Here is a 20,821-nt window from a genome sequence, read left to right as displayed (position 1 = left end):
ATACGGTCCTTATTGTATAAGTATGCGAAAATCACCTCTGCCATTCCATACTGTATACCAACCGGTACCGCCCGGTTTTTCCCTCTTTATGTTCCTGTACGGCCGCCCAACCGGAGGATGAAAAAAACGGCAGTGATGCATATACTCCGCCTCGAGTCTGTACTCACTGCGAATATGGCATCACCGCCGATTAATTCCGTCGATCATTTAATCCTTATCAATTATTTTAAAAATCCGCTGACAATCTGCGCTTCTGCTTCTGCCTCCGTAAGCCCCAGAGTCATAAGCTTCACGATCTGCTCTCCAGCGATCTTTCCGATTGCAGCTTCGTGAATCAGAGCCGCATCCGGGTTGTTTGCCGTAATCTCCGGAATGGCGCTGATCTTTGCCGATTCCATAATAATGGAATCGCATTCGGAATGGCCGGCGCACTTCGCATTTCCGTGGAGCTTGGAGATAAATACCTGCGTGGACTCCTCCTTCGCTACAGAACGTGAAATGATGTTTGCGCTGGAACCGTCGCCGTTTAAGTTCACTTCGAATTCACTGACCGCGTCCTGGCTTCCATGAGTCAGAAGACGTTCTCTCACCGTCATTTTCGCTCCGGCGGCCAGATTGGCCAGGGTACTTCTTTTTGTGGAATCAACTCCTTTGATCTGAACCATTTCCATCTCCAGTTCGCTGTTCTCTTCCATGGTTACTTCCGTACGGGGATTCATAATCCTCTTTCCCCTCCCGTCGCCGTCTCCATAGTGCTTCTCCACATACCTGACCTTTGCGTTTTTCCCTACGAAAATCGATGGATTCCGTCATGTCTGGAATCGGAATCACCTCCATTGTGAATTCCGCATCCGGCTATGATCACTACGTCCGCGTTATCGCCAATATAAAAGTCATTGTAAACCAGCTCCGTAAGGCCGCTCTGGCTTAACACAACAGGAATATGCACGCTTTCATGCTTCGTTCCAGGCTTTATTTTAATGTCGATTCCGCTGCCGTCATCCTTGCTGACAATGTCGATATTCGCCGTCGTATTTCTTCCTGACAGCTGTCCGTTTGAGCGGATATTATATGCCCCTGCCGGCACCTCATGAGGCCGGCTACTTCTTCCAGAAGCGTCTTTTGAATCTCATCCATATCACTCGCCCTCCCGATAGAACTTGCATACATCAACGGCAGAAGCCGTTCCCAGAAGTCCTGGAAGGACTTCATCTTTCGGCCCCTGTTTCAGGATCTGTCCGTCTGCAATCACAACGATTTCATCCGCAATATTAAGGATCCTCTCCTGATGTGAAATGATCAGAATCGAGCCCTGAATTGCTTTTCTCATCCGTTCAAACACCTGGATCAGATTCTGGAAGCTCCACAGGTCAATTCCTGCTTCCGGCTCGTCAAATACGGAAAGCTTCGTGGCCCTTGCCAGTACGGTAGCAATCTCTATCCGTTTCAGTTCGCCGCCGGAAAGGCTGGCATTGACTTCACGGTTAATATAATCCTTCGCGCAAAGCCCTACCTCCGACAGATATCTGCACGCTTCTGCCGCAGTCAGATTCTGCTTTGCAGCCAGACGAATCAAATCGAGCACCTGCACCCCTTTAAACCGCACCGGCTGCTGAAAGGCGAAGCTGATTCCCATATTGGCTCTGTCTGTAATACTCATATCCGTGATATCTGTACCGTCGAAATAGATCTTTCCTCCCGTCGGCCTCTCAATGCCGGCAATCAATTTTGCCAGCGTAGATTTTCCGCCGCCGTTTGGACCGGTAATTACGACAAACTTCCCGTCATCCAGGGTCATGCTCAAATCCTTGATAATTCCCTTTTCTCCCCTGTCCTCTTTGACATCAAAAGAGACGTGTTCTAATGTAAGCATATTTGTCCTCCAAGCAGTATTTACAGCAGTTCTTTTCTCAATTCCTCTCCAGTCTTTGAAGACAGATAAGACGGCGCAATATCCAGCACGGTCCTGCATCCGGACTGTCCCTCCGCACAGAGTCTGTATGCGGCGCGGGCATAAGCCACCAGTACGCTGGATGTGAATTCCGGATTGGATTCCAGCTGCAGGCGATATTCGATTACGTGCTTCTTATCTTCATTCCAGCCTGTTTTTCCGCTGCGGATCACAAAGCCGCCGTGGGGAATACCGCTGTGGTTTTTCTTTAATTCTTCTTCACTGATGAAATGAACGGTTGTGTCGTAATCCGCAAAATAGTTCGGCATGGTTTTGATCTCACGTTCAATTCGTTCCGTATCCGCGCCTTCTTTGGCTACGACAAAGCATTCTCTCGTATGTTTCTCTCTCGTCGTAAGTTCCGGATTGCTGCCGCTTCTTACGGCCTCCAAAGCCGCTTCCACAGGAACCGTATACTGTCTGGCATCTTTCACGCCATCGACTCTTCTGATTGCGTCAGAATGGCCCTGGCTCACGCCTTTGCCCCAGAATGTATAGTTGCCGCCGTTCGGAAGCACTGCCTCCGCATAAGCGCGGTTTAATGAGAACATACCAGGATCCCAGCCTACGGAAATTATTCCAACACGACCACCCTTCTTCGCTGCTGCATCGACCACTTTAAAGTGATCCGGTATCTTCGCATGAGTGTCAAAACTGTCCACTACGTTGAACAGCTCTGCATATTTAGGAGTCTGAACAGGAAGGTCTGTCGCGCTTCCTCCGCACAGGATCATAACATCAATGTCTTCTGTCATTTTCTCCGCATCATCCACATGATATACCTTAGCCGTATCAGTAAGAATCTTAACATCTTTCGGATCTCTTCTCGTAAAAACAGCCTTCAGCTCCATATCCTTATTCTGTTTTACCGCACATTCTACTCCGCGTCCCAGGTTGCCATACCCTAAAATCCCGATTCTTATTGTCATTGTCCTCTCTCCTTTTCTGCTCGTATTCTGCTGATTATAACAATTGAAATAGGCGCATTCCTTCTGGAATACGCCTTTGTACACTTTTGTACCAATGCGGGAGATGGGACTTGAACCCACACGAGCATACACCCACAAGATCCTTAGTCTTGCCTGTCTGCCAATTCCAGCACTCCCGCTTTTTGTTTTCTGTCGTTTGCTTCTCGCTTTCGACGTCCGTTAGTATATCATAGGCATTTTACTTTTGCAAGAGTTTTTTACAATTTTTTGTAATTTTTTTAATCAGGAAAATTTTTGAAAAAATTTAGAAAATAATGTTGACAAACACACAATTATATTTTATAATGACCTACGTGCTTGAGAGAAACAACAAGCAAAACGCAGAAGTGGCGGAATTGGCAGACGCGCACGGTTCAGGTCCGTGTGGTAGCAATACCGTGAGAGTTCAAGTCTCTTCTTCTGCACGACTAAGACCGTATCCGATGGATATGGTCTTTTTTTGCTTCTTTACAAATGTTACTGCCGTCAGTCAGTTTCGAATGTTTTACATCTTCTGCTCCATTACAGGTATGCAAACACTTATCCAGCAGGCTAACGCCCAATTGTAAACATAAGTTTCCTCCATTTTCATTATTTCATTGATTTGCTTGCATTTTTATAGTACCATATCCGCATAGCAGATACGATGCCTCTGGCGGAATTTAGCACCCGGATTTTGGCGGCAAACGGCAAAACCGGCATGAACAGGTATAATGCCCGATGTGCGGATATTATACCATGTAATCGTTGACAACAGTCATTCGTTCGTCAGACTTCGGTTTAACCGGCTGACATATCAGGATTATATGGTGGTGACAAAATGAAAAAATTAGAAATTTCTTTTTTTGATACAGATGAAAAAGCTGTGATTGATGAATCTTCATTGGTTATAGCTCTTGGCAATGAAACTTCATCTGACGGTTTAACAGAATGCTTTATATTAGAAGTTAATGAGGACTTGCCAGATCAATTATTAAAACGCCCTTTCATGTTTTATATCTATGATGATTTACCAGTCTTAAAGTTATATAGGAGTGCATATATTTCCGCTTATCAATGGAAAAGTTAGGGCAGTTCACCGGCCCAACTATCAAAACGAACCGTTCTGTGCTTTTTGCGGCCCGGAACGAGCGCAATATTTTTTGTATCGCAGAGTCTTTCTCTATGATACAAAAAAACCGGAGGGCGTATTCGCCTTCCGGATCGTATGTGTATGTTAAATTAAGCCAGTTTGCTCTTAGCTAATTCAGCTAATTTTGCAAAACCTTCTGCATCGTTGATTGCCATGTCAGAAAGTACTTTTCTGTTTAAATCAACGCCGGCCTGCTTTAAGCCGAACATAAACTTGCTGTATGATAATCCATTGATTCTTGCTGCTGCATTGATACGAGCGATCCACAGCTGTCTGAACTGTCTCTTTCTCTCCTTACGTCCTGCATATGCGCTTGTAAGTGCTCTCATTACAGACTGTTTTGCTACTCTATACTGTTTGGAACGGGCTCCTCTGTAACCCTTAGCCAGCTTTAATACTCTATTGTGTTTTTTCTTTGCGTTTAATCCGCCTTTAATTCTTGCCATCGGTCAATTTCCTCCTTCTTAATCTCAAACCTACAGATATGGTAAAATCCGCTTCATTACTTTTGCGTTTGTTGCATCCGTAACGATATCTTTTCTAAGATTTCTTTTCCTCTTTGTAGATTTCTTAGTTAAGATGTGAGATTTGTAAGCTTTATTTCTTACTAATTTTCCTGTTCCAGTTTTTTTGAAACGCTTTGCAGCAGCTCTGCTTGTTTTTAATTTAGGCATTGTAATTTCCTCCTTGATAATTGTCTATTTTAACGTTTTGCAGTTAAAAACATGACCATGCTTCTTCCTTCAACTTTGGATGGTTTATCGATCACTGCAATGTCGGAAAGACTCTCTGCAAAATCATCCAGAATGTATCTTGACTTCGACATGTGAGCCATCTCACGGCCTCTGAAACGCAGGGTAACTTTGACTTTATTGCCCTTCTCCAGAAACTTTCTGGCAGCACCCGTCTTAGTATTCAAATCGTTCGTGTCGATATTCGGAGACAGGCGGACCTCTTTTACCTCGATTACCTTCTGTTTCTTCTTAGCTTCTTTTTCTTTTCTCGCCAATTCATAGCAATACTTACCATAATCGATAATCTTGCATACAGGCGGTTTTGCCATAGGAGCGATTTTTACCAAATCCAGCTCTGCTTCCTGCGCCATCTTGTAAGCATCCTTCGCAGACATGATTCCAAGCTGCTCCCCATTTTCACCAACCAGTCGTATTTCCTTATCCCTGATTTGTTCGTTGATCATTAACTCGCTAATAGCCGTGCACCTCCACAAGTGAAATAAATAAAAACTAAATGAATTAAAAAAGCAGATAGAAAAGTTCTATCCGCCGCCTGTTTATGCTGCCATCCCATAAAAATACACCGCAGCGGACTTTTACAGAATAACTTCATACTATGAACCCGGGATCACTGACTCGTGCCAAGGTGAGGCGGACAACCTGCTTTCCTGTACGTTGTTTTCACAACTTGTTATAATATACTATGTCTCTCTTTAAAAGTCAACTACTTTTTTCTCACATTCTCTTCTTTTTTTCTTTGCTTTTTCCTCTCATATGAGTTAGAATAAACCTTATTTGGTCTTTCAAAAATAACTGTTGAATTTCACACCTATGGTATCAGGAGGATTTCCATGAAACATCGTTTACTCTACTCTTTCACAGCCGCTGCATTCCTGTGTCTTTCAGCTGCTTTTCCCATATATGCAGATACGGTTTCCAACAGCCTGCCGGCAGCACAGGGAAATCCTGCACCTTCTTATCAGCAGGGGAGGCTCGAGGGCACTACATTTTCCAATCCATGGGCGGATTACCGCATGACCTTTCCTGAGGGAACCTACTTCAATCCCGATTCCCTCGTTTCCTATATGAGCAGCTATACGGGAATGGATTACGAATTTGCAGCAAGCCTGTATGGAGACATGACCCTTTATCCATGCATAAATATCTCCTTTCAGGATGCGCTCATACCGCTGAAGGAATGTGTACAGAACCTCCTGGATCTATACAGCGAAAAGGATTATGACTATACGGTAAAGACCGGCGTCTGGGTCGGCGGCCATCCTTTCACCCATGTTCAGGCTACATCTGAAACCACCGATATTTATATCGATAACTATCTCCGCATCATTGATGGAAAACTGATGTGGATCTGCATAAAATGCCCGAAGGAAGATGACACGGCCAAGGCAGCTGTCAAGCAGATCGTCGATTCCGCTACGACTTTCTCTCCATCTGCCGAAGACGGGCAGTAGATACCGGGCAGCTCTGAATGCAGACTCCGGATTCGACAATACAATTTATGTAAAATATCGTTCTATGCTTTTTCGCATAAAACGATATTTGGGCTGAGGCTGTTTTCCTGGTTGTCTAGGCCCTTTTTTATTCTGCTCGTTTCCCCAGCATAAAACGCATGGATATCGGCTTGACCCGGCGGGCAAGCCGCTGCAAATCGTTCCGCTCGTTATCTCGCCTCAAAGGTGGCGCATTCCGTCTCTCCTGCTTTCTTTGCATCCGTTCCGCTAATGCCTACATGCTCTGCCTTGCAGAGACATTTTTCATTATAGACACAATTCGTCGCGTCACATTCGATTTCCAGTCTGCTTTCCGGAGTCTTAAAAAGGTTTTTAAATGTGCCCTCCTTTTTTTCGTCAAAGCTTCCGCAGCAGGTGTCACAGCATTTCTTTGCCTTTTCGCCCTCTACAGCGATGGTTCTCTTACAGCAGCAATTATCGGCATTATGAAGGCAGTTCGTTACATTACAGTCTAATTTTGTCATAAAAAGCTCCTCCTTAAACTTTCATCTCACTATTTCAGCAACACAGTTAGTATGTGTTCGGAAGCCGAAAATATTCCCACAGCTGTCTTTTCTTTACTTGACGGCTTTTTTATGATGTGTTATAGTCATTAAAGATGACAACCTGTCATATTTAAATTAAATGGAGATGATTTTATGAAAATAAAGACACGTTTTAAAAGCAATATTTTTCCAGGTTTGAAACCTTCTTCAGTCATGTGCACCGCTTTCTTTACCGCCCTTTTTTCTTCCGCCTTATTTTTCTCAACTGCTATGGCCGGATGGGAATCTGATGCAGAAACCGGTTCCCGCCGTTACCAGCTGGAGGATGGCACCTTTGCTTCCAACCAGTGGATCAGCTCGGACGGCAGCTGGTATTATATGGATGAAGACGGCTGTATGGTCTCAAATCAGTCCCTGGATATAAACGGAGTCTGCTATGCCTTTTACGGTGACGGACGCCTTATGCGCAATGACGATATTACAGATGTTGAGCTTGGGTACCTCAATTATTACAGCAGTACCGATATCTTGTGCACTGCTTCCAGCAAATGGGCTAATTACACGCTGGAACTGCCTGGCAACACGAATTTTATCAGCTATTTGAATCTGACCGGCAGAAAGCCGATCTATGAGTTTCTGGCAACAATACCGAGTACGGGAACACTCCCTGTATCAGTTTCTTCCTGTTATTTCCAGGCGAACGAAGCAGATACCGACTACAACGATTTCATAATCCAGCGCTGTGCAGATGAAAATTTTGCTCTGCTCTCCTCCGAACCAGTTACCTTGGGAAATGAGGAAACATATCAGAAGCTTTCCTTCGTATACGATCGTGACGGCGTATACGGCCGCCCTATCTACCGCGACTGCTATATCCGCAAAATAGGAGATTTCTGTCCTGTACTGACCTCGAATATGAAACTCCGGCTGCCGGGCTCGTTGCTCGGCTGGTTGACAATCTCGCCCCCTATCGCTGATCCCATCCCTTACACATCAGGACAGCGCCGGACTTCGCTTTTCCTGTAATAAACATGTCCTTATTGGCATATGATTAAGATAGCATATAAAATAGGAATACCTTTATCAGCAGGCATTCCTGCTCTTATGAATATGAAAAGGAGATGTCTTTATGAAATCGAATATACGAAAACTAACCCTGGCTGCGGCCGCAGTATGTATATTATCTGCCGGTTCCGCGGCCTTTTCTTTTGCTGGTCCATCTGCACTGCCTGTACAGTCCTCTGATTCCTCCTGCTTTACCGTAACAAACAGTCTCGACGGCTATTCTCTGAAACTCCCATCGTCCTCTTATTTCTGTACAGATTCTCCTCTGTCCGGCAATACCTATGACTTCTATGCACAGCTTCTTGGAATCGACGATCCATACCCAACAGCCGCATCAGGCAGTTCAGAACGCCTTCCCGGCCTTACTCTGGAAGAATATATCGCACGCAATACGGAAAGACTTTCTTCCCTTGGATGTACGGTTACTCCACCTATGCGCGCTGAACTCGGAAGAGGCGTCAGTTTATATAAAATCTCCTGCATACAGGACAATTTTCAGGAGGATTATTACATAAATCAAAATGGGGACCGTTTTTCTTTTCTCGTCTTTCGTTACCGACGCGGCGACGAGGCGTTGATACAGATGATCCGCAGCACTCTTTCTTACTGAGGCAGCTGGTAATTAAGGAAAATGGTCTGAGAAAATTTATCAGACAGGCTTGTGTGAAATCTCAATTCGTCGTATACTATAGCTTAACACGAAGAATTTCAAGGAGGACAACAACACATGGACAAGATTAAGATGACCACGCCCATCGTCGAAATGGACGGCGATGAGATGACCAGAATTCTCTGGCAGATGATTAAGGATGAACTGCTCCTGCCATATATTGATTTAAAGACAGAGTACTACGACCTGGGACTTCAGCACCGAGACGAGACTAACGACCAGGTAACTGTGGATTCCGCCAATGCCACAAAGAAATATAAGGTTGCTGTCAAATGTGCTACCATTACCCCCAATGCTGCCCGCGTAAAAGAGTACAATTTAAAAGAGATGTGGAAAAGTCCGAACGCTACGATCCGGGCAATTTTAGACGGAACCGTATTCCGCGCACCGATTGTAGTAAAGGGAATTGAACCGTGCGTAAAGAGCTGGAAAAAGCCGATCACCATCGCCAGACATGCATACGGCGATGTTTATAAGAGCTCTGAGATGAAGATTCCCGGAGCGGGAAAAGTAGAGCTGGTATATACGTCCGCCGACGGAACCGAGACAAGGGAGCTCGTACATAACTTTGACAGTGCAGGTATTGTTCAGGGGATGCACAATCTGAATCAGTCCATCGAAAGTTTCGCTAAAAGCTGTTTTAACTACGCGCTCGATACGAAGCAGGATCTGTGGTTTGCTACAAAGGATACGATTTCCAAAAAGTATGACCATACATTTAAAGATATTTTCCAGGATATTTTCGATGCAGAATATGCTGATCAATTCGAAAAGGCCGGCATCACCTATTTCTATACGCTGATCGACGATGCTGTTGCACGTGTTATGAAGTCAGACGGCGGTTACATCTGGGCATGCAAGAACTACGACGGAGATGTTATGAGCGATATGGTTTCCTCCGCTTTCGGCTCTCTTGCCATGATGACATCCGTGCTCGTTTCTCCTTACGGTGATTACGAGTATGAAGCCGCTCACGGAACGGTTCAGCGTCATTATTACAAACACTTAAAAGGCGAAGAGACTTCTACCAACTCCGTGGCAACGATATTTGCCTGGACCGGCGCACTTCGCAAACGCGGTGAGTTTGACGGTAATCAGGAACTGATGGACTTCGCTTCCAGGCTGGAGAAAGCTACAATCGACACGATTGAAGCCGGCGAAATGACGAAAGATCTGGCGCTGATTACTACGCTTCCAAATCCGACTGTTTTAAACAGTGAAGCTTTTATTAAAGCGATCGCTAAGAGACTGTAATCGTTTCTATCACAAAAAGAGGGTCTTACAAAAAGAAATAAAGCATTGCCACCGATACCAGATGTAGCGACTTGGTCACTCACTGTCTGGAACGAAATCTGGTATCAGTGGCACAGCTAATTCGACTTTTTGCAAGATCCTCTTCTATTTTATTCCTGAGTCTTCTGGACTGTACGGATTTCTCTGGACTGAATCTCTTCTGTCACATCATTTATAAATGTTTCCAGATTCTTCTGTCCTTCGTCGCCTGCAAATCTGCTTCTTACTGCAACGACGCCCTCCTCTTCTTCTTTCTGTCCTACAACCAGCATATATGGAATCTTCTCCAGCTGTGCGGAACGGATCTTATAACCGATTTTTTCTGAACGCGTATCTATTTCAGCGCGGATTCCTGCTTCATCCAAAGCATTTTTAACCTTGTCTGCATAATCTACGAACTTGTCAGAGATCGGCAGGATTTTAACCTGCACAGGAGCCAGCCATGTAGGGAATGCTCCGGCAAAATGCTCTGTCAGAATTCCAATAAAGCGTTCGATCGAACCAAATGCCACACGATGAATCATAATCGGCCTGTGCTTCTCTCCATCAGCTCCCATATATTCCAGTTCAAAACGCTGCGGCAGCTGGAAATCAAGCTGTATTGTACCGCACTGCCATGTTCTTCCGATCGCGTCCACCAGATGGAAGTCAATCTTCGGTCCATAGAACGCACCGTCTCCTTCATTGACTACATACTCAAGGCCCAGTTCATCCAGTGCACTTCTCAGGCCTTCTGTTGCCATCTCCCAGTCTTCATCGCTTCCCATACTGTCTTCCGGCCGTGTGGAAAGTTCTACATGATATTTAAAGCCAAACAGAGAATAGACGTCATTAATCAGCTTTGCGACGCCCATAATCTCACTCTTGATCTGATCCGGCGTCATGAAAATGTGGGCATCATCCTGCGTAAAGCAGCGGACACGCATAAGTCCATGAAGCTGACCGGACTTTTCATGGCGGTGTACAATTCCCAGCTCGCCGAGACGAAGAGGAAGATCTCTGTAGGAACGCGGTTCTGAGGCATATACGAGAACGCCTCCCGGGCAGTTCATCGGTTTGATCGCATAGTCTTCTTCATCGATTACCGTGGTGTACATATTGTCTTTATAATGGTCCCAGTGGCCTGATGTCTCCCACAGCTTTCTGTTTAGGATAATCGGGCTGGACATTTCCACATAGCCTGCTTTTTTATGGATTTCTCTCCAATAATCAAGCAGTGTATTTTTCAGAGCCATTCCTTTCGGAAGGAAGAACGGGAATCCTGGTCCTGCCTCATGCATCATGAATAAGCCGAGTTCCCTTCCCAGTTTTCTGTGATCGCGCTTCTTCGCTTCTTCCATCATAGTGATATAAGCTTCCAGATCTGCCTTTTTACCGACGCCGTTCCATAAATACGGGTGAGCATCTTATTGTGCTCGTTGCCTCTCCAGTAGGCGCCTGCAATACTCGTCAGTTTATATGCCTTCCCCACATCCTTCGTATTCATCAGATGAGGTCCTGCACAGAGATCCACAAACTCTCCCTGGCTGTAAAAACTGATTTCTGCGTCTTCCGGAAGATCCTCAATCAGTTCTACCTTATATGGCTCATTCTTCTCTTTCATAAAGGCAATCGCCTCCGCTCTCGGCTTTGTAAAGCGCTCGATCGAATGTGCTTCCTTTATGATTTTTTTCATCTCGGCCTCAATCTTTTCCAGATCTTCTGCCGTCAGAGGATTCTCTGAATCTACGTCATAATAAAATCCGTCTGCTATGGACGTCCGATTGCCAGCTTGATCTCAGGATACAGACGCTTAATTGCCTGTGCCATTACGTGGCTGGTCGTATGTCTTAACGCAGCAAGTCCTTCCGGATCGTTTGCCGTACAGATATTAAGGGTGCAGTCCTTGTCGATGACTGTTCTCAAGTCTTCCGTTTCACCATCCACAACGCCTGCACAGGCAACTCTTGCAAGGCCCTCGCTTAAATCTTTTGCAATGTCGAGAATGGACATTGGCTGTGCATACTCTTTTACAGAGCCGTCTTTCAATGCAATCTTCATATTCTCTTCTCCTTTAATTGTACTTTTTCATGTTACCGCAGGGCGACCCTGCCCGGAGGGATTCTTTGTTACATAGAATAGTTCGGAGAATTTTCCTATGTAATAAAAAATCCCCTGTTATGCACGGATACATAACAGGGGACGATATATCATCGCGGTTCCACCCCGGATTGAACGGACAGTACGTCCGAACCTCTTCGTTCTGATTATAACGGAATCACCGTTCCCGATTAAGGGACGCTCAGGGATGGTCTTCAAATATCATTTCCGCAGAATGATCTCACCTGTTCATTCCTCTCTGTCCGTTCCTGATACTCTACTGTTCCCTTCAACGCATTGACTTATAACATGTCTTGATTATATCATAGCTTTCTTATTTGTCAAGATTCTATGCCAATTACGCCAGGATCATTTTTCTTTAGTGGCCGCAGCTGCCGTGGCAGCCATGGCCGTGGTGGCCGCCGCAGTCATGGTCTTCCCCATGGTGATCGTGGTGGCTGCAGCTCGTATCAGGATCATATGCCAGACTTCCTGCAAGGAATGCCTCTGCCTGATGATCTGCATTTCCACATGCGCCGGGATAGAGTTCTATTCCTGCTTCAGCTAAAGCATTTCTGGCGCCCATCCCAATTCCTCCGCAGATCAGAACATCGACCCCTGCCGCTTTCAGAAATCCGGCCAGTGCACCATGGCCGCTTCCTTCCGTATTTATCACTTCCGAAGAAATTATTTTTCCGCCTTCCGCCTGATATACTTTGAACTGTTCCGTATGCCCAAAGTGCTGAAACACCTCGCCATTTTCATAAGTTACTGCAATTTTCATCTGAATCTCTCCTCTCTTTCTTTCACTGCTTTCATACCAGTTTCCGCCTGCCGCTGCCCTTTTGGAGATCACATAATCTCCGCCGCAGATTTCCAGAGCGGAAGCTTCCACCAGAAATCTGGCCATTTTCTTTCTGGCCGCCGTATAGATGCTCTGAACCGTGCCTCTGCCCACATCCATCTGCATTGCACATTCTTCCTGTGTACATCCCGCATAATCAATCAACCGGATCGTCTCATACTCTTCTACCGTCATTCTGATTACGTGAATGCGCCGTCCTTCTTCCTGACCGTCAGGGACGAACTGGCTGCAGGCCGGCAGGCCCCTCACTCTCTTTGATTTATTTGGTCGCGGCATATCATCCTCCTGACCTTTGTAAAATACAGTTATTTATTGGCATATGCTAATAAATAGATTACACCATTTATTTGCATATGTCAATAATCTCTTCAAAATCTTTTATATTCTTCATTTCTCCCGTTCCTCACTCCATAAAAACGGGCGGGAATCAGCTTGATCCAGAGGGCAAGCCGCAGCAAATAGTTCTGCTCAGCACAAAGTTTTCCTCTCATAGGCGCATTTTATGTTATCAAAAAGAGAGTATTGCAGAATAAAAAATCATTGCCTACGCACCGTTTGAAGTGACCCGGCTGTTGCCGTGATCGAAATCTGGTATCGGATGCATATCTGATTTTACTTTTGCCACACTCTCTCTTTATTTTTAGTTTAATTCTTTTTAATTACATTCTGTTTGCTCCAAAGGTGCTCTTTTCAGATCTTGTCCAACCGCCCTGTCTTCCCATCCAGAAATTTTTTAAGCTTATCCGGTTTTCCCTGACGGAACCCGTTCTTATCTGCAGCAACAGTCACATCGCCTCCAAAGGTAATAAAGATATACTTATCTCCCTCTTCCACCTTTTTCAGTCCGGTATACTCGTACCTGCTGGATATTTCCTCCGTATCAATCACACAACAGTCTTCATACCAGTGGATTTCTTCTTTCTCTCCGGCTTTCCCTGACTGCTGCATTTTCTGCTGAGCCTTTAAATGCAGGGTCTTTTCTTCCCTTTTAAACGCATTCTTTAATTCCAGAACAAACGCTGCGGCCGCGGCTGCAAAACCGATTGCAAAAAACGCACGGGCTGCCGGAATGAGTTCTGTTCCCGTCCCTCTGCTCACAATTACTGCACGGACTGCCGTCACAGCAATCAGTGCAAGAATACAGAATGTCGCGTAATACTTCCGGAACACATTCAGCTTCCAGCCGTTCTGCTTCATAAGTTCTCTGTACAGCTCTTCATCATGACGTGTTACAGTACAAAATTTTGTCTCCATATTTTTATCCTTTCACCGCGGCATATTCCGTCTTCAGTCCCGCCTTTTCTTCTATAAATTCACGGAATTCCCTTGCTGTTCCTCCAGTAATCTCATCTTTTCTGAAATAATAGATGGTATTGCTCCTGGTAAATAGCATGAACATGTCAGGCAGTTCCAGCATAAATACAAGGAACGAATATTTCATGGTCTCCTCAATATACCAGCGCTTCATTTTCACACAGTCCTCATAAAACACGTAGGACTGGTCAATATTTCCCTCCATCTCATCTACGATTTTACGATAAGCCTGCCCTATTTTCATTTTTCTCGTAGCCCAAACAAAAAAGAGCGGCAGAAAGACCAATACGAGCACGCCGAAAATGAAGCTGTAAATCCTCCCGGCTGCGCCGCGGGCAAACAGCATTCCTGCCCCTGAAAGCGGAATTGAGACAAGAAAAAACGCCCATATTTTCCACCCTCCGTTCTGGAAAGAATATTTCCGGAATCCTTTGCTTCCATACTGATAAATCTCCTCTGTCATTCTGGTCTGAACAAAAAACCGTTCTGCTCCCGTCTGTTCTGTATCCAATTGATTGTTCTCCTTTCTCATGTACCCTTAATATCTTTATTTTCCCAAGGTATGATTCAATTTCCGCACAGCACCTGTCAGGCTCATTTCATCTCCCGTAATGCTGTAGAGCTCACCGTCCGTTTCAAATCCGTATACCTTTACATCATCGATAAACGCCTCACCGTCAGCAGCAAAAGAAATGCTTTCTCCCCTGGTCAGATATTCCAGATATACGTCTTTTTCTCCCGAAACCGTAACATACTTGGTCTCCTGTCCAAGGGTAACCCATATCTGTCTGGATCCGTCAGTTTTCGCCTTAAATCTGACTTTTACTGTTTCGCCTTCCCCCAGTCGATTCCCTAAATCCTGTCTGATACTGCTCTTAGGTGAAAGCTTTGCCATATTAGTACCGTTGATCTCTGTGACTTCACAGCCCTTCTCGAAGCTCCACCCGGATGTCCCAAGGCCAAACTGTGCATTGTAAAGGGCATTATTGCCATAATTCCTGTAAGTCCAAACACCGTATCCCATGGTGTATGCATGAAGAACCGGCGCCATCCCTTCCACAAATACGGCTTTCTCTTCCTGCTTAAGCTGCGCGTTATGTTCAAATCCTGGAGTATTGTCCGTATACAGCAGCTGATCGATATAAATTCGTTTTCCGCCGCTGTGCGTGTTTAAATCACTCAGTATATGTTCCATAGCACGGTTCGCTTCTGCCGCCGTGATTCTGGTATATGGTTCCTGAGCCATGGAAACACTGTACATGGCAGATGTATAAGAGGCTCCCTGCGCGCTGAAGGTCGACACATGTGCTGCTCCTACAGAATCTCCGTCTATCCCCGGCACAGGATCTACATCCAGCCGCACCTCCATAGATAAATCTGGAAATACCGTTTGACTTTCTGCTAAAAGCCGGTTAAGGAAGTCGTCATAATACTCATAGAAAATACGAAATGCCGGTTCTGTTATGGATGGAACCCAAATTTCTCCATAATTATCGACATCCACTCCAAAATTGTCCCGCAGTTCCTCCAGCGTATAATGTGTCTGTACGTAATCCTGATATCCGATCATTTCAGCCTTGTTCACACTGGATCTGCCTTTTCTTCCTCTTTTGGCTGTCTCCACATAGTTCCAAAAGTCTTCCCATGTAAGAAAGCCGCCGTAAAAGTTGCTGTGCGCACTTCCGGCTTCATATATCTTCTTTACATAATCCAGCCAGGCAGCCCTTACGGTCTCATCATGCAGAAGCTGCTCATACCTTACCAGTGTATTTCCCCCGCTGTAATCCCATGTGTACCCTACGCGGAAGCTGACCCAAAGGCCATGGCGTTCTGCTGCTTCCATCACACGGTCCAGTTTTTGCAGCGCGTATTCCTCGTATCTCGCTGGCGCCATCTGCGGCTGGAATTCCTGCCAGGGAATCACGAGTATAATGCTGTTAAATCCATCTGCTGCAATCTGTGCCAGCTCTTCATCCATATGGATGCTTTCGCTGTTCCAGAAATTTACGACCCAGTCATCGGAATAATAGGTTGCCGATTTCAAATACGCAGGCCGTTCCGCCGCATAACTTCCGAATCCTCCTGTAACCGATAAAAAGACAGCTGCCGCCAATATCGTCGCTGTCGTTTTGCTCTTCCCCCATTTCATAATGCATGTGCTTCTCCTTTTCCCCATATGGAATGCATTTTACCACACATCAGCGTCAGAATCAATACGCCTCGTTTCCTCCCCCTGAGGCAGCAGCAAAAAAAGTTCCGCGCTTTCCGGCGCGGAACTTTTTTATTTAACTTCTACACTCCAGCCTTCTGGTCCCTCAATCTCACCTAACTGGATACCCGTAATCGTGTCATAAATTCTCTGAGTCAGCTCACCGATCTTATTCCCTCCGATTGCCATTTTCTCATTTTCATAGCGAAGTTCACCGACTGGCGATACAACTGCAGCCGTACCGGTTCCGAAACACTCTTCCATTTCTCCGCTCTCCGCAGCTTTTACAACTTCGTCAACGGAAATTCTTCTCTCTTCTACCGGGATTCCCCACTGTTTACACAGTTCAATTGCAGAAGCTCTCGTTACACCCGGGAGGATACTGCCATTCAGCATTGGGGTAACGACAACGCCGTTTATCTTAAAGAAAATATTCATCGCTCCGACTTCTTCGATATATTTTCTCTCTATTCCATCCAACCACAGGACCTGAGCGTATCCGGCCTCATGAGCCTTCACCTGAGAAGCCAGAGATGCGACGTAGTTGCCGCCTGTCTTTGCCTCGCCGATTCCGCCCCTTACAGCCCTTACATAATCATCTTCAATCCATATTTTTACAGGGTCCAGTCCGCTTTCATAATAAGCTCCCACAGGGGACAGAATAATCATGAATTTGTATGTATTGGACGGCCGTACACCAAGGAATGGATCCGTAGCAATAATGAATGGGCGAATATAAAGAGAGGTTCCCGGTTTTGTCGGAATCCAGTCCTTTTCCATATCTACAAGCTTCATCAGTCCATCCATAAAAAGCTCCGGCGGAATTTCCGGGATGCAAAGCCTCCTGTTGCTTCTGTTTGCACGTTCAATATTCTTATCAGGACGGAATAAAAGAACTCTTCCATCTGCTGCCTTATAAGCCTTTAAACCTTCAAACATCGTCTGCCCATAGTGGAACACCATAGCCGACGGATCCAGAGACAGCGAATGGTACGGCACAATCCTTGGATCATACCAGCCCTTTCCTTCTTCGTAATCCACTTCAAACATATGGTCCGTGAAAATCGTGCCAAATGCCAATGGATTATCCTTTCCTGGTTTTTCCTTTGGGCATGTCGTTCTTTCAATTCTAATCGTCTGCATAATAATCTCCCTTTCTCATACTGGCAGATTTTCCGGTCACTTATCCGGTATGTGTGTCAGCAATACTAAAATTATTTCCCATTATTAATCAAAATAAGTTATCTGTCAATAGTATTTCTTCTATTTTAAAAAATGGAATTATACACATAACTGCGAGTTATAGTTCGGTACTGTGCATGGTCTTCTCTCTTTCCTTTCTCGTCAGTTCCGGCCATACGGTAAACAGCATGGTTCCATAACAGGCCAGGCCTCCCAGAAAATTGGATACGGGCTCTGCCATAAAGACACCGTTTGTCCCCAGGTCGAACATATGAGGCAGAAGAAGCGTCAGCGGCACAACAATAATAACCTTCCGGAATATGGAAAAAAATACGGCCCGTTTTGATTTTCCCAAAGCGACGAAAACGGCCTGCCCTGCAAACTGAAGCGCCATCATGAAGAATCCAAAATAATAGATTTTCATGGCAACGGCCCCCTCTACCACCATGGCGCCCTCTTTATCAAAAATGCGGATAAAAAATTCAGGGAATGTGTGAATGGCCCCCCACATGATAATTGTATAGATAATCTCAATGACCGATATGACGATAATCGACTGCTTAACCCTCTTATATTCCTCCGCCCCATAGTTATAGCCAATGACCGGCTGCGCTCCGTTATTCAGCCCGTTAACCGGCATGGTGAACACCTCACGGACGGAGTTGACCACTGTCATGATTCCTACATAGAGATCGCCGCCAAACTGCTGGAGGCTGGCATTACATACGATTTGGACGAGTGAATTCGTAAAAGACATGGTGAATCCGGAAAGGCCCAGGCCCATAATAGACATAACACGTTCTTTTTTCAGGCGGAACCGTGTCCTCTTCAGCTTCAGAATCGCCTTATCACTGACAAGGAAGTGTATAATCCATACAGCAGATAGAGCCTGTGAAATAACGGTTGCAAGAGCAGCTCCCTGTACGCCCATATGTAGTCCAAAAATAAAAATCGGATCCAGAATAATATTGGCAACGGCCCCCAGCAGGACGGTCATCATTCCCGTTTTTCCAAATCCCTGAGAGTTGATAAAACTGTTCATTCCAAGGCCGGTCATTACAAAAATACTTCCCAAAAGATAAATGGTCACATAATGATCCGCATATGGAAATGTCACATCACTGGCTCCAAACAGATAGAGCATGGGCCGCTTAAAAAACAGACCGACAGCCGTAAGCACAATGCCAAAAAGGATCATCATGACAAATGAGTTGCCCATGATATACTCTGCTTCTTCCAGATTCCCGCGTCCCCTCTCGATGGAACAGAGAGGCGCGCCTCCCATTCCAAACAGATTGGCAAACGCGATAACCATCGATATAATCGGAAGGCAAAGCCCGATTCCTGTCAACGATACCATCGCTTCATTCGGTATCTGACCAATATAGATTCTGTCCACAATATTGTATAATACGTTAATGAGCTGGGCCAAAGTCATCGGCACAGCCAGACTCATAATATTTTTTATAATACTTCCCTTAGAAAAATCATTCCTAGTTTCAGCCATAATCCGTCCCCTCAGCTATCTTCCATTGCTTAAATATTTTCCTTATCATTCCCGTCCTATCGTTCCAAATACAGCATTTTCCCTTCAGACAGAATGTACGATTTCCATTTCAGAAACCGCCTGTCCAAAGCGGCAGATCCATAATCATCCATTCTCATTCACCGGAGATTTGAACAGGGGTAACGGGCGGTTGCACCAATCCCCATTCTCCCTCCTTATGATACGTCAAAGAGTTTTGATATGATTATTAATATTTTCGTAATTGAATTTCTCCCAGAATATGTTGAGCTGCAAGGGTATTGATGACATTATCCCTGTAATCCGAACGAATTACAGAAAGGATGTTAAAGGATTTTATAATAATAAAAAGGATACCGCTCAGGCCAAACCGTTCGCCATGTACCGAATCATTTAGCCTTTTAAATATGTATAAAATTCTAAATTGTATAATCAATACAGTATTATATAAATAATACACTGTATTATCCAACTATGCAACCCGAAACTACAGGTTTTTCCGTTTCTTTCTCTCCAGTATCTGTCACGCACAGTGCTTGTTGCAGGTGTTATCCTTTATCCCGCTTCATACCCCAGTTTCATTGTCACCTGCGAATCATCGTCCATGACTTCTCCAGGGCTGAATATATAGGTTTCAATTACATATTTCACCTTTTCCTGTACATCTGGATTATTCCCAAAGGCCTGCAGCCCCTTATCTCTGAACTCCTTAATATCCATGCCGTTCTCAGCAACAGGCAGGGGCAGACCAGCCTGTTTATAAGCCATCCCGACAGCACAGCTGAGCTCCTTATAATTAATCAGTCTGGCAGGCGGATCAAAGATCGTCGTTTTCAACTGCGTTGCCGTCAATGTCAATTCATATACCATAAAAATAAGACCATCCTTTTATATGTGATGATCCTATTATAATCCATGAACGGTAATCTTTTCAATGGGAAATGATATAGAAGAAGGGGCAGAAATAATGGTATTCCTGATCACATTTTTTGTGGTACTGCAATTTCGTTCATACTTTTTATATAACCGGTCATACTATTCCAGGAGGTGATAACCGTGGCATCTTATGTTTCCCCTGAATTGCGGGATAAGTTTGAGTCCCTGTCAATCGATTTAAAAAATTCCATTCTGGAACGCAATGTACGGCTGGAAAATGTTCATGATTTAATTCGTGTACTGGAAGAGATTGTTCATGAATCAGAGGGATAAATTCCTCTCGTTTTTCTGCAATCATTCACACGTTCATTTGTGTAAAAAAGGAATATCGCTTCTGGCAGAAATCAAAATGATTTTCTGCCATTATGCGGCATTCCCTTTTATTATTATAATTTACTTCTATTTCTTTTTTTATTTTCCCAAAAACTGCCTCATGTCTTCCGTTAGCCTCTCCTCCAGTTTGATTAATCTTTTCGTAATATCTCTGGATTCTTCATCAGCGTCATTATACTGGTTCAGGTATTTATACAGAGACTTCACTCCCATATTGCAGCCATCCGTTATTAAATCAGCAATCGTACCGTCCGATTCATTCATGACTAGCTTTACATTAATCTTCAGCCAGGACATACTCTTTGCGGCTGTATTGGGCTCTTTCCCTTTATCGTGATAATCATCTAATAATTTTTGTAACTCCTCCTGGATTGCTACGTGCTCATCCTTATAATTCATCAAATAGTGCTTTAACGTTTCATCACAAACATATTCCAAAACATTATCGATTGCTGAAATTCCCATTTGAATACCTGCATCACACTCTTGAAGCAGCATTATTGTTTCCTGTTCTACCATTTTTAACTCCCTCTATTTATTTGATAGAA

At 44.7% G+C, this 20,821-nt stretch carries 20 protein-coding genes, 2 tRNA genes, 2 pseudogenes and 1 other annotated feature; of the genes and pseudogenes, 7 read left to right on the top strand and 17 right to left on the bottom strand.

The window, feature by feature from the left end; translation table 11 throughout:
- Positions 1-221 precede the first annotated feature (221 nt).
- The 4 genes and pseudogenes from DXA13_RS04110 to DXA13_RS04095 all read right to left on the bottom strand — a co-directional run bounded on the left by DXA13_RS04110 (position 222) and on the right by DXA13_RS04095 (position 3,059).
- Positions 222-1,137 (bottom strand): annotated as a pseudogene (locus DXA13_RS04110) (SufD family Fe-S cluster assembly protein).
- A 1-nt stretch (position 1,138) separates the two neighbouring features.
- Entirely contained in the window at positions 1,139-1,873 is a 735-nt protein-coding gene (locus DXA13_RS04105) for an ATP-binding cassette domain-containing protein (protein WP_118242050.1), read from the bottom strand.
- A gap of 20 nt (positions 1,874-1,893) precedes the next feature.
- The gene (locus DXA13_RS04100; protein WP_118242049.1) at positions 1,894-2,880 is read right to left on the bottom strand and encodes a diaminopimelate dehydrogenase; all 987 of its coding nucleotides are present in this window, start codon (positions 2,878-2,880) and stop codon (positions 1,894-1,896) included.
- 95 nt (positions 2,881-2,975) lie between these two features.
- Positions 2,976-3,059: transfer RNA gene (locus tag DXA13_RS04095), tRNA-Leu, on the bottom strand.
- A 201-nt stretch (positions 3,060-3,260) separates the two neighbouring features.
- On the opposite strand from DXA13_RS04095, the gene DXA13_RS04090 reads away from it, so the two are divergent.
- Positions 3,261-3,344 (top strand) — tRNA-Leu (locus tag DXA13_RS04090).
- A 395-nt stretch (positions 3,345-3,739) separates the two neighbouring features.
- Positions 3,740-3,988, top strand: coding sequence for a hypothetical protein (locus tag DXA13_RS04085; RefSeq protein WP_118242048.1), 249 nt, complete (start codon positions 3,740-3,742; stop codon positions 3,986-3,988).
- Positions 3,989-4,140: 152 nt separating this feature from the next.
- Here the strand turns inward: DXA13_RS04085 and rplT are convergent, their stop codons facing one another.
- From rplT to infC, 3 genes are read right to left on the bottom strand one after another with little or no spacing between them, the layout of a single operon-like run.
- A complete protein-coding gene (gene rplT, locus DXA13_RS04080) occupies positions 4,141-4,497 on the bottom strand; it encodes a 50S ribosomal protein L20 (RefSeq protein WP_118242047.1) in 357 nt (118 codons plus the stop codon).
- Positions 4,498-4,527: 30 nt separating this feature from the next.
- Positions 4,528-4,725: a 50S ribosomal protein L35 gene (rpmI, locus tag DXA13_RS04075; RefSeq protein ID WP_118242046.1), complete on the bottom strand. Its 198-nt coding sequence runs from the start codon at positions 4,723-4,725 to the stop codon at positions 4,528-4,530.
- Positions 4,726-4,754: 29 nt separating this feature from the next.
- The gene (gene infC, locus DXA13_RS04070) at positions 4,755-5,249 is read right to left on the bottom strand and encodes a translation initiation factor IF-3 (protein WP_118242045.1); all 495 of its coding nucleotides are present in this window, start codon (positions 5,247-5,249) and stop codon (positions 4,755-4,757) included.
- A gap of 387 nt (positions 5,250-5,636) precedes the next feature.
- On the opposite strand from infC, the gene DXA13_RS04065 reads away from it, so the two are divergent.
- Positions 5,637-6,257: a hypothetical protein gene (locus DXA13_RS04065; RefSeq protein WP_118242044.1), complete on the top strand. Its 621-nt coding sequence runs from the start codon at positions 5,637-5,639 to the stop codon at positions 6,255-6,257.
- A gap of 209 nt (positions 6,258-6,466) precedes the next feature.
- On the opposite strand, the gene DXA13_RS04060 is transcribed toward DXA13_RS04065, so the two are convergent.
- Positions 6,467-6,781, bottom strand: coding sequence for a DUF1540 domain-containing protein (locus tag DXA13_RS04060; protein WP_118242043.1), 315 nt, complete (start codon positions 6,779-6,781; stop codon positions 6,467-6,469).
- Between the two features lie 174 nt (positions 6,782-6,955).
- On the opposite strand from DXA13_RS04060, the gene DXA13_RS04055 reads away from it, so the two are divergent.
- The 3 genes from DXA13_RS04055 to DXA13_RS04045 all read left to right on the top strand — a co-directional run bounded on the left by DXA13_RS04055 (position 6,956) and on the right by DXA13_RS04045 (position 9,791).
- Complete coding sequence (locus tag DXA13_RS04055) at positions 6,956-7,828, top strand: hypothetical protein (protein WP_118242042.1); 873 nt, start codon at positions 6,956-6,958, stop codon at positions 7,826-7,828.
- A 103-nt stretch (positions 7,829-7,931) separates the two neighbouring features.
- Positions 7,932-8,477 carry a hypothetical protein gene (locus tag DXA13_RS04050; protein ID WP_118242041.1) on the top strand — a complete coding sequence of 182 codons (546 nt, stop codon included), beginning with the start codon at positions 7,932-7,934 and terminating at the stop codon, positions 8,475-8,477.
- 117 nt (positions 8,478-8,594) lie between these two features.
- Positions 8,595-9,791: an NADP-dependent isocitrate dehydrogenase gene (locus tag DXA13_RS04045; RefSeq protein WP_118242040.1), complete on the top strand. Its 1,197-nt coding sequence runs from the start codon at positions 8,595-8,597 to the stop codon at positions 9,789-9,791.
- Positions 9,792-9,940: 149 nt separating this feature from the next.
- Here the strand turns inward: DXA13_RS04045 and thrS are convergent.
- From thrS to DXA13_RS04005, 8 genes and pseudogenes are all read right to left on the bottom strand, one after another.
- A pseudogene (gene thrS / locus DXA13_RS04040) lies at positions 9,941-11,870 on the bottom strand (threonine--tRNA ligase).
- 134 nt (positions 11,871-12,004) lie between these two features.
- Positions 12,005-12,211 (bottom strand) — a binding site (T-box leader).
- A gap of 77 nt (positions 12,212-12,288) precedes the next feature.
- Positions 12,289-13,050, bottom strand: coding sequence for a NifB/NifX family molybdenum-iron cluster-binding protein (locus DXA13_RS04035; protein WP_118242039.1), 762 nt, complete (start codon positions 13,048-13,050; stop codon positions 12,289-12,291).
- Between the two features lie 414 nt (positions 13,051-13,464).
- Positions 13,465-14,028: a YcxB family protein gene (locus DXA13_RS04030; protein ID WP_118242038.1), complete on the bottom strand. Its 564-nt coding sequence runs from the start codon at positions 14,026-14,028 to the stop codon at positions 13,465-13,467.
- 4 nt (positions 14,029-14,032) lie between these two features.
- Complete coding sequence (locus DXA13_RS04025) at positions 14,033-14,599, bottom strand: YcxB family protein (protein WP_118242037.1); 567 nt, start codon at positions 14,597-14,599, stop codon at positions 14,033-14,035.
- A gap of 36 nt (positions 14,600-14,635) precedes the next feature.
- Positions 14,636-16,237, bottom strand: coding sequence for a hypothetical protein (locus tag DXA13_RS04020; protein WP_118242036.1), 1,602 nt, complete (start codon positions 16,235-16,237; stop codon positions 14,636-14,638).
- A gap of 132 nt (positions 16,238-16,369) precedes the next feature.
- A complete protein-coding gene (locus tag DXA13_RS04015; protein ID WP_118242035.1) occupies positions 16,370-17,440 on the bottom strand; it encodes a branched-chain amino acid aminotransferase in 1,071 nt (356 codons plus the stop codon).
- Positions 17,441-17,597: 157 nt separating this feature from the next.
- On the bottom strand, positions 17,598-18,986 hold the full coding sequence (locus DXA13_RS04010) for an MATE family efflux transporter (RefSeq protein WP_118242034.1): 1,389 nt from the start codon (positions 18,984-18,986) through the stop codon (positions 17,598-17,600).
- 573 nt (positions 18,987-19,559) lie between these two features.
- Positions 19,560-19,874 carry a DUF3837 family protein gene (locus DXA13_RS04005; protein WP_118242033.1) on the bottom strand — a complete coding sequence of 105 codons (315 nt, stop codon included), beginning with the start codon at positions 19,872-19,874 and terminating at the stop codon, positions 19,560-19,562.
- Positions 19,875-20,060: 186 nt separating this feature from the next.
- Between DXA13_RS04005 and DXA13_RS20885 the strand changes: the two genes are divergently transcribed.
- Positions 20,061-20,213: a hypothetical protein gene (locus DXA13_RS20885; protein WP_181995520.1), complete on the top strand. Its 153-nt coding sequence runs from the start codon at positions 20,061-20,063 to the stop codon at positions 20,211-20,213.
- A gap of 138 nt (positions 20,214-20,351) precedes the next feature.
- On the opposite strand, the gene DXA13_RS04000 is transcribed toward DXA13_RS20885, so the two are convergent.
- Complete coding sequence (locus tag DXA13_RS04000) at positions 20,352-20,792, bottom strand: hypothetical protein (RefSeq protein WP_118242032.1); 441 nt, start codon at positions 20,790-20,792, stop codon at positions 20,352-20,354.
- Between the last annotated feature and the right edge of the window lie 29 nt (positions 20,793-20,821).

This window comes from Clostridium sp. AM58-1XD (genome assembly GCF_003464085.1).
GTDB lineage: Bacteria > Bacillota > Clostridia > Lachnospirales > Lachnospiraceae > Lachnoclostridium_A.
Note: the sequence above shows the minus strand (reverse complement) of the source record. Positions and strands in the feature narration are given on the sequence as shown.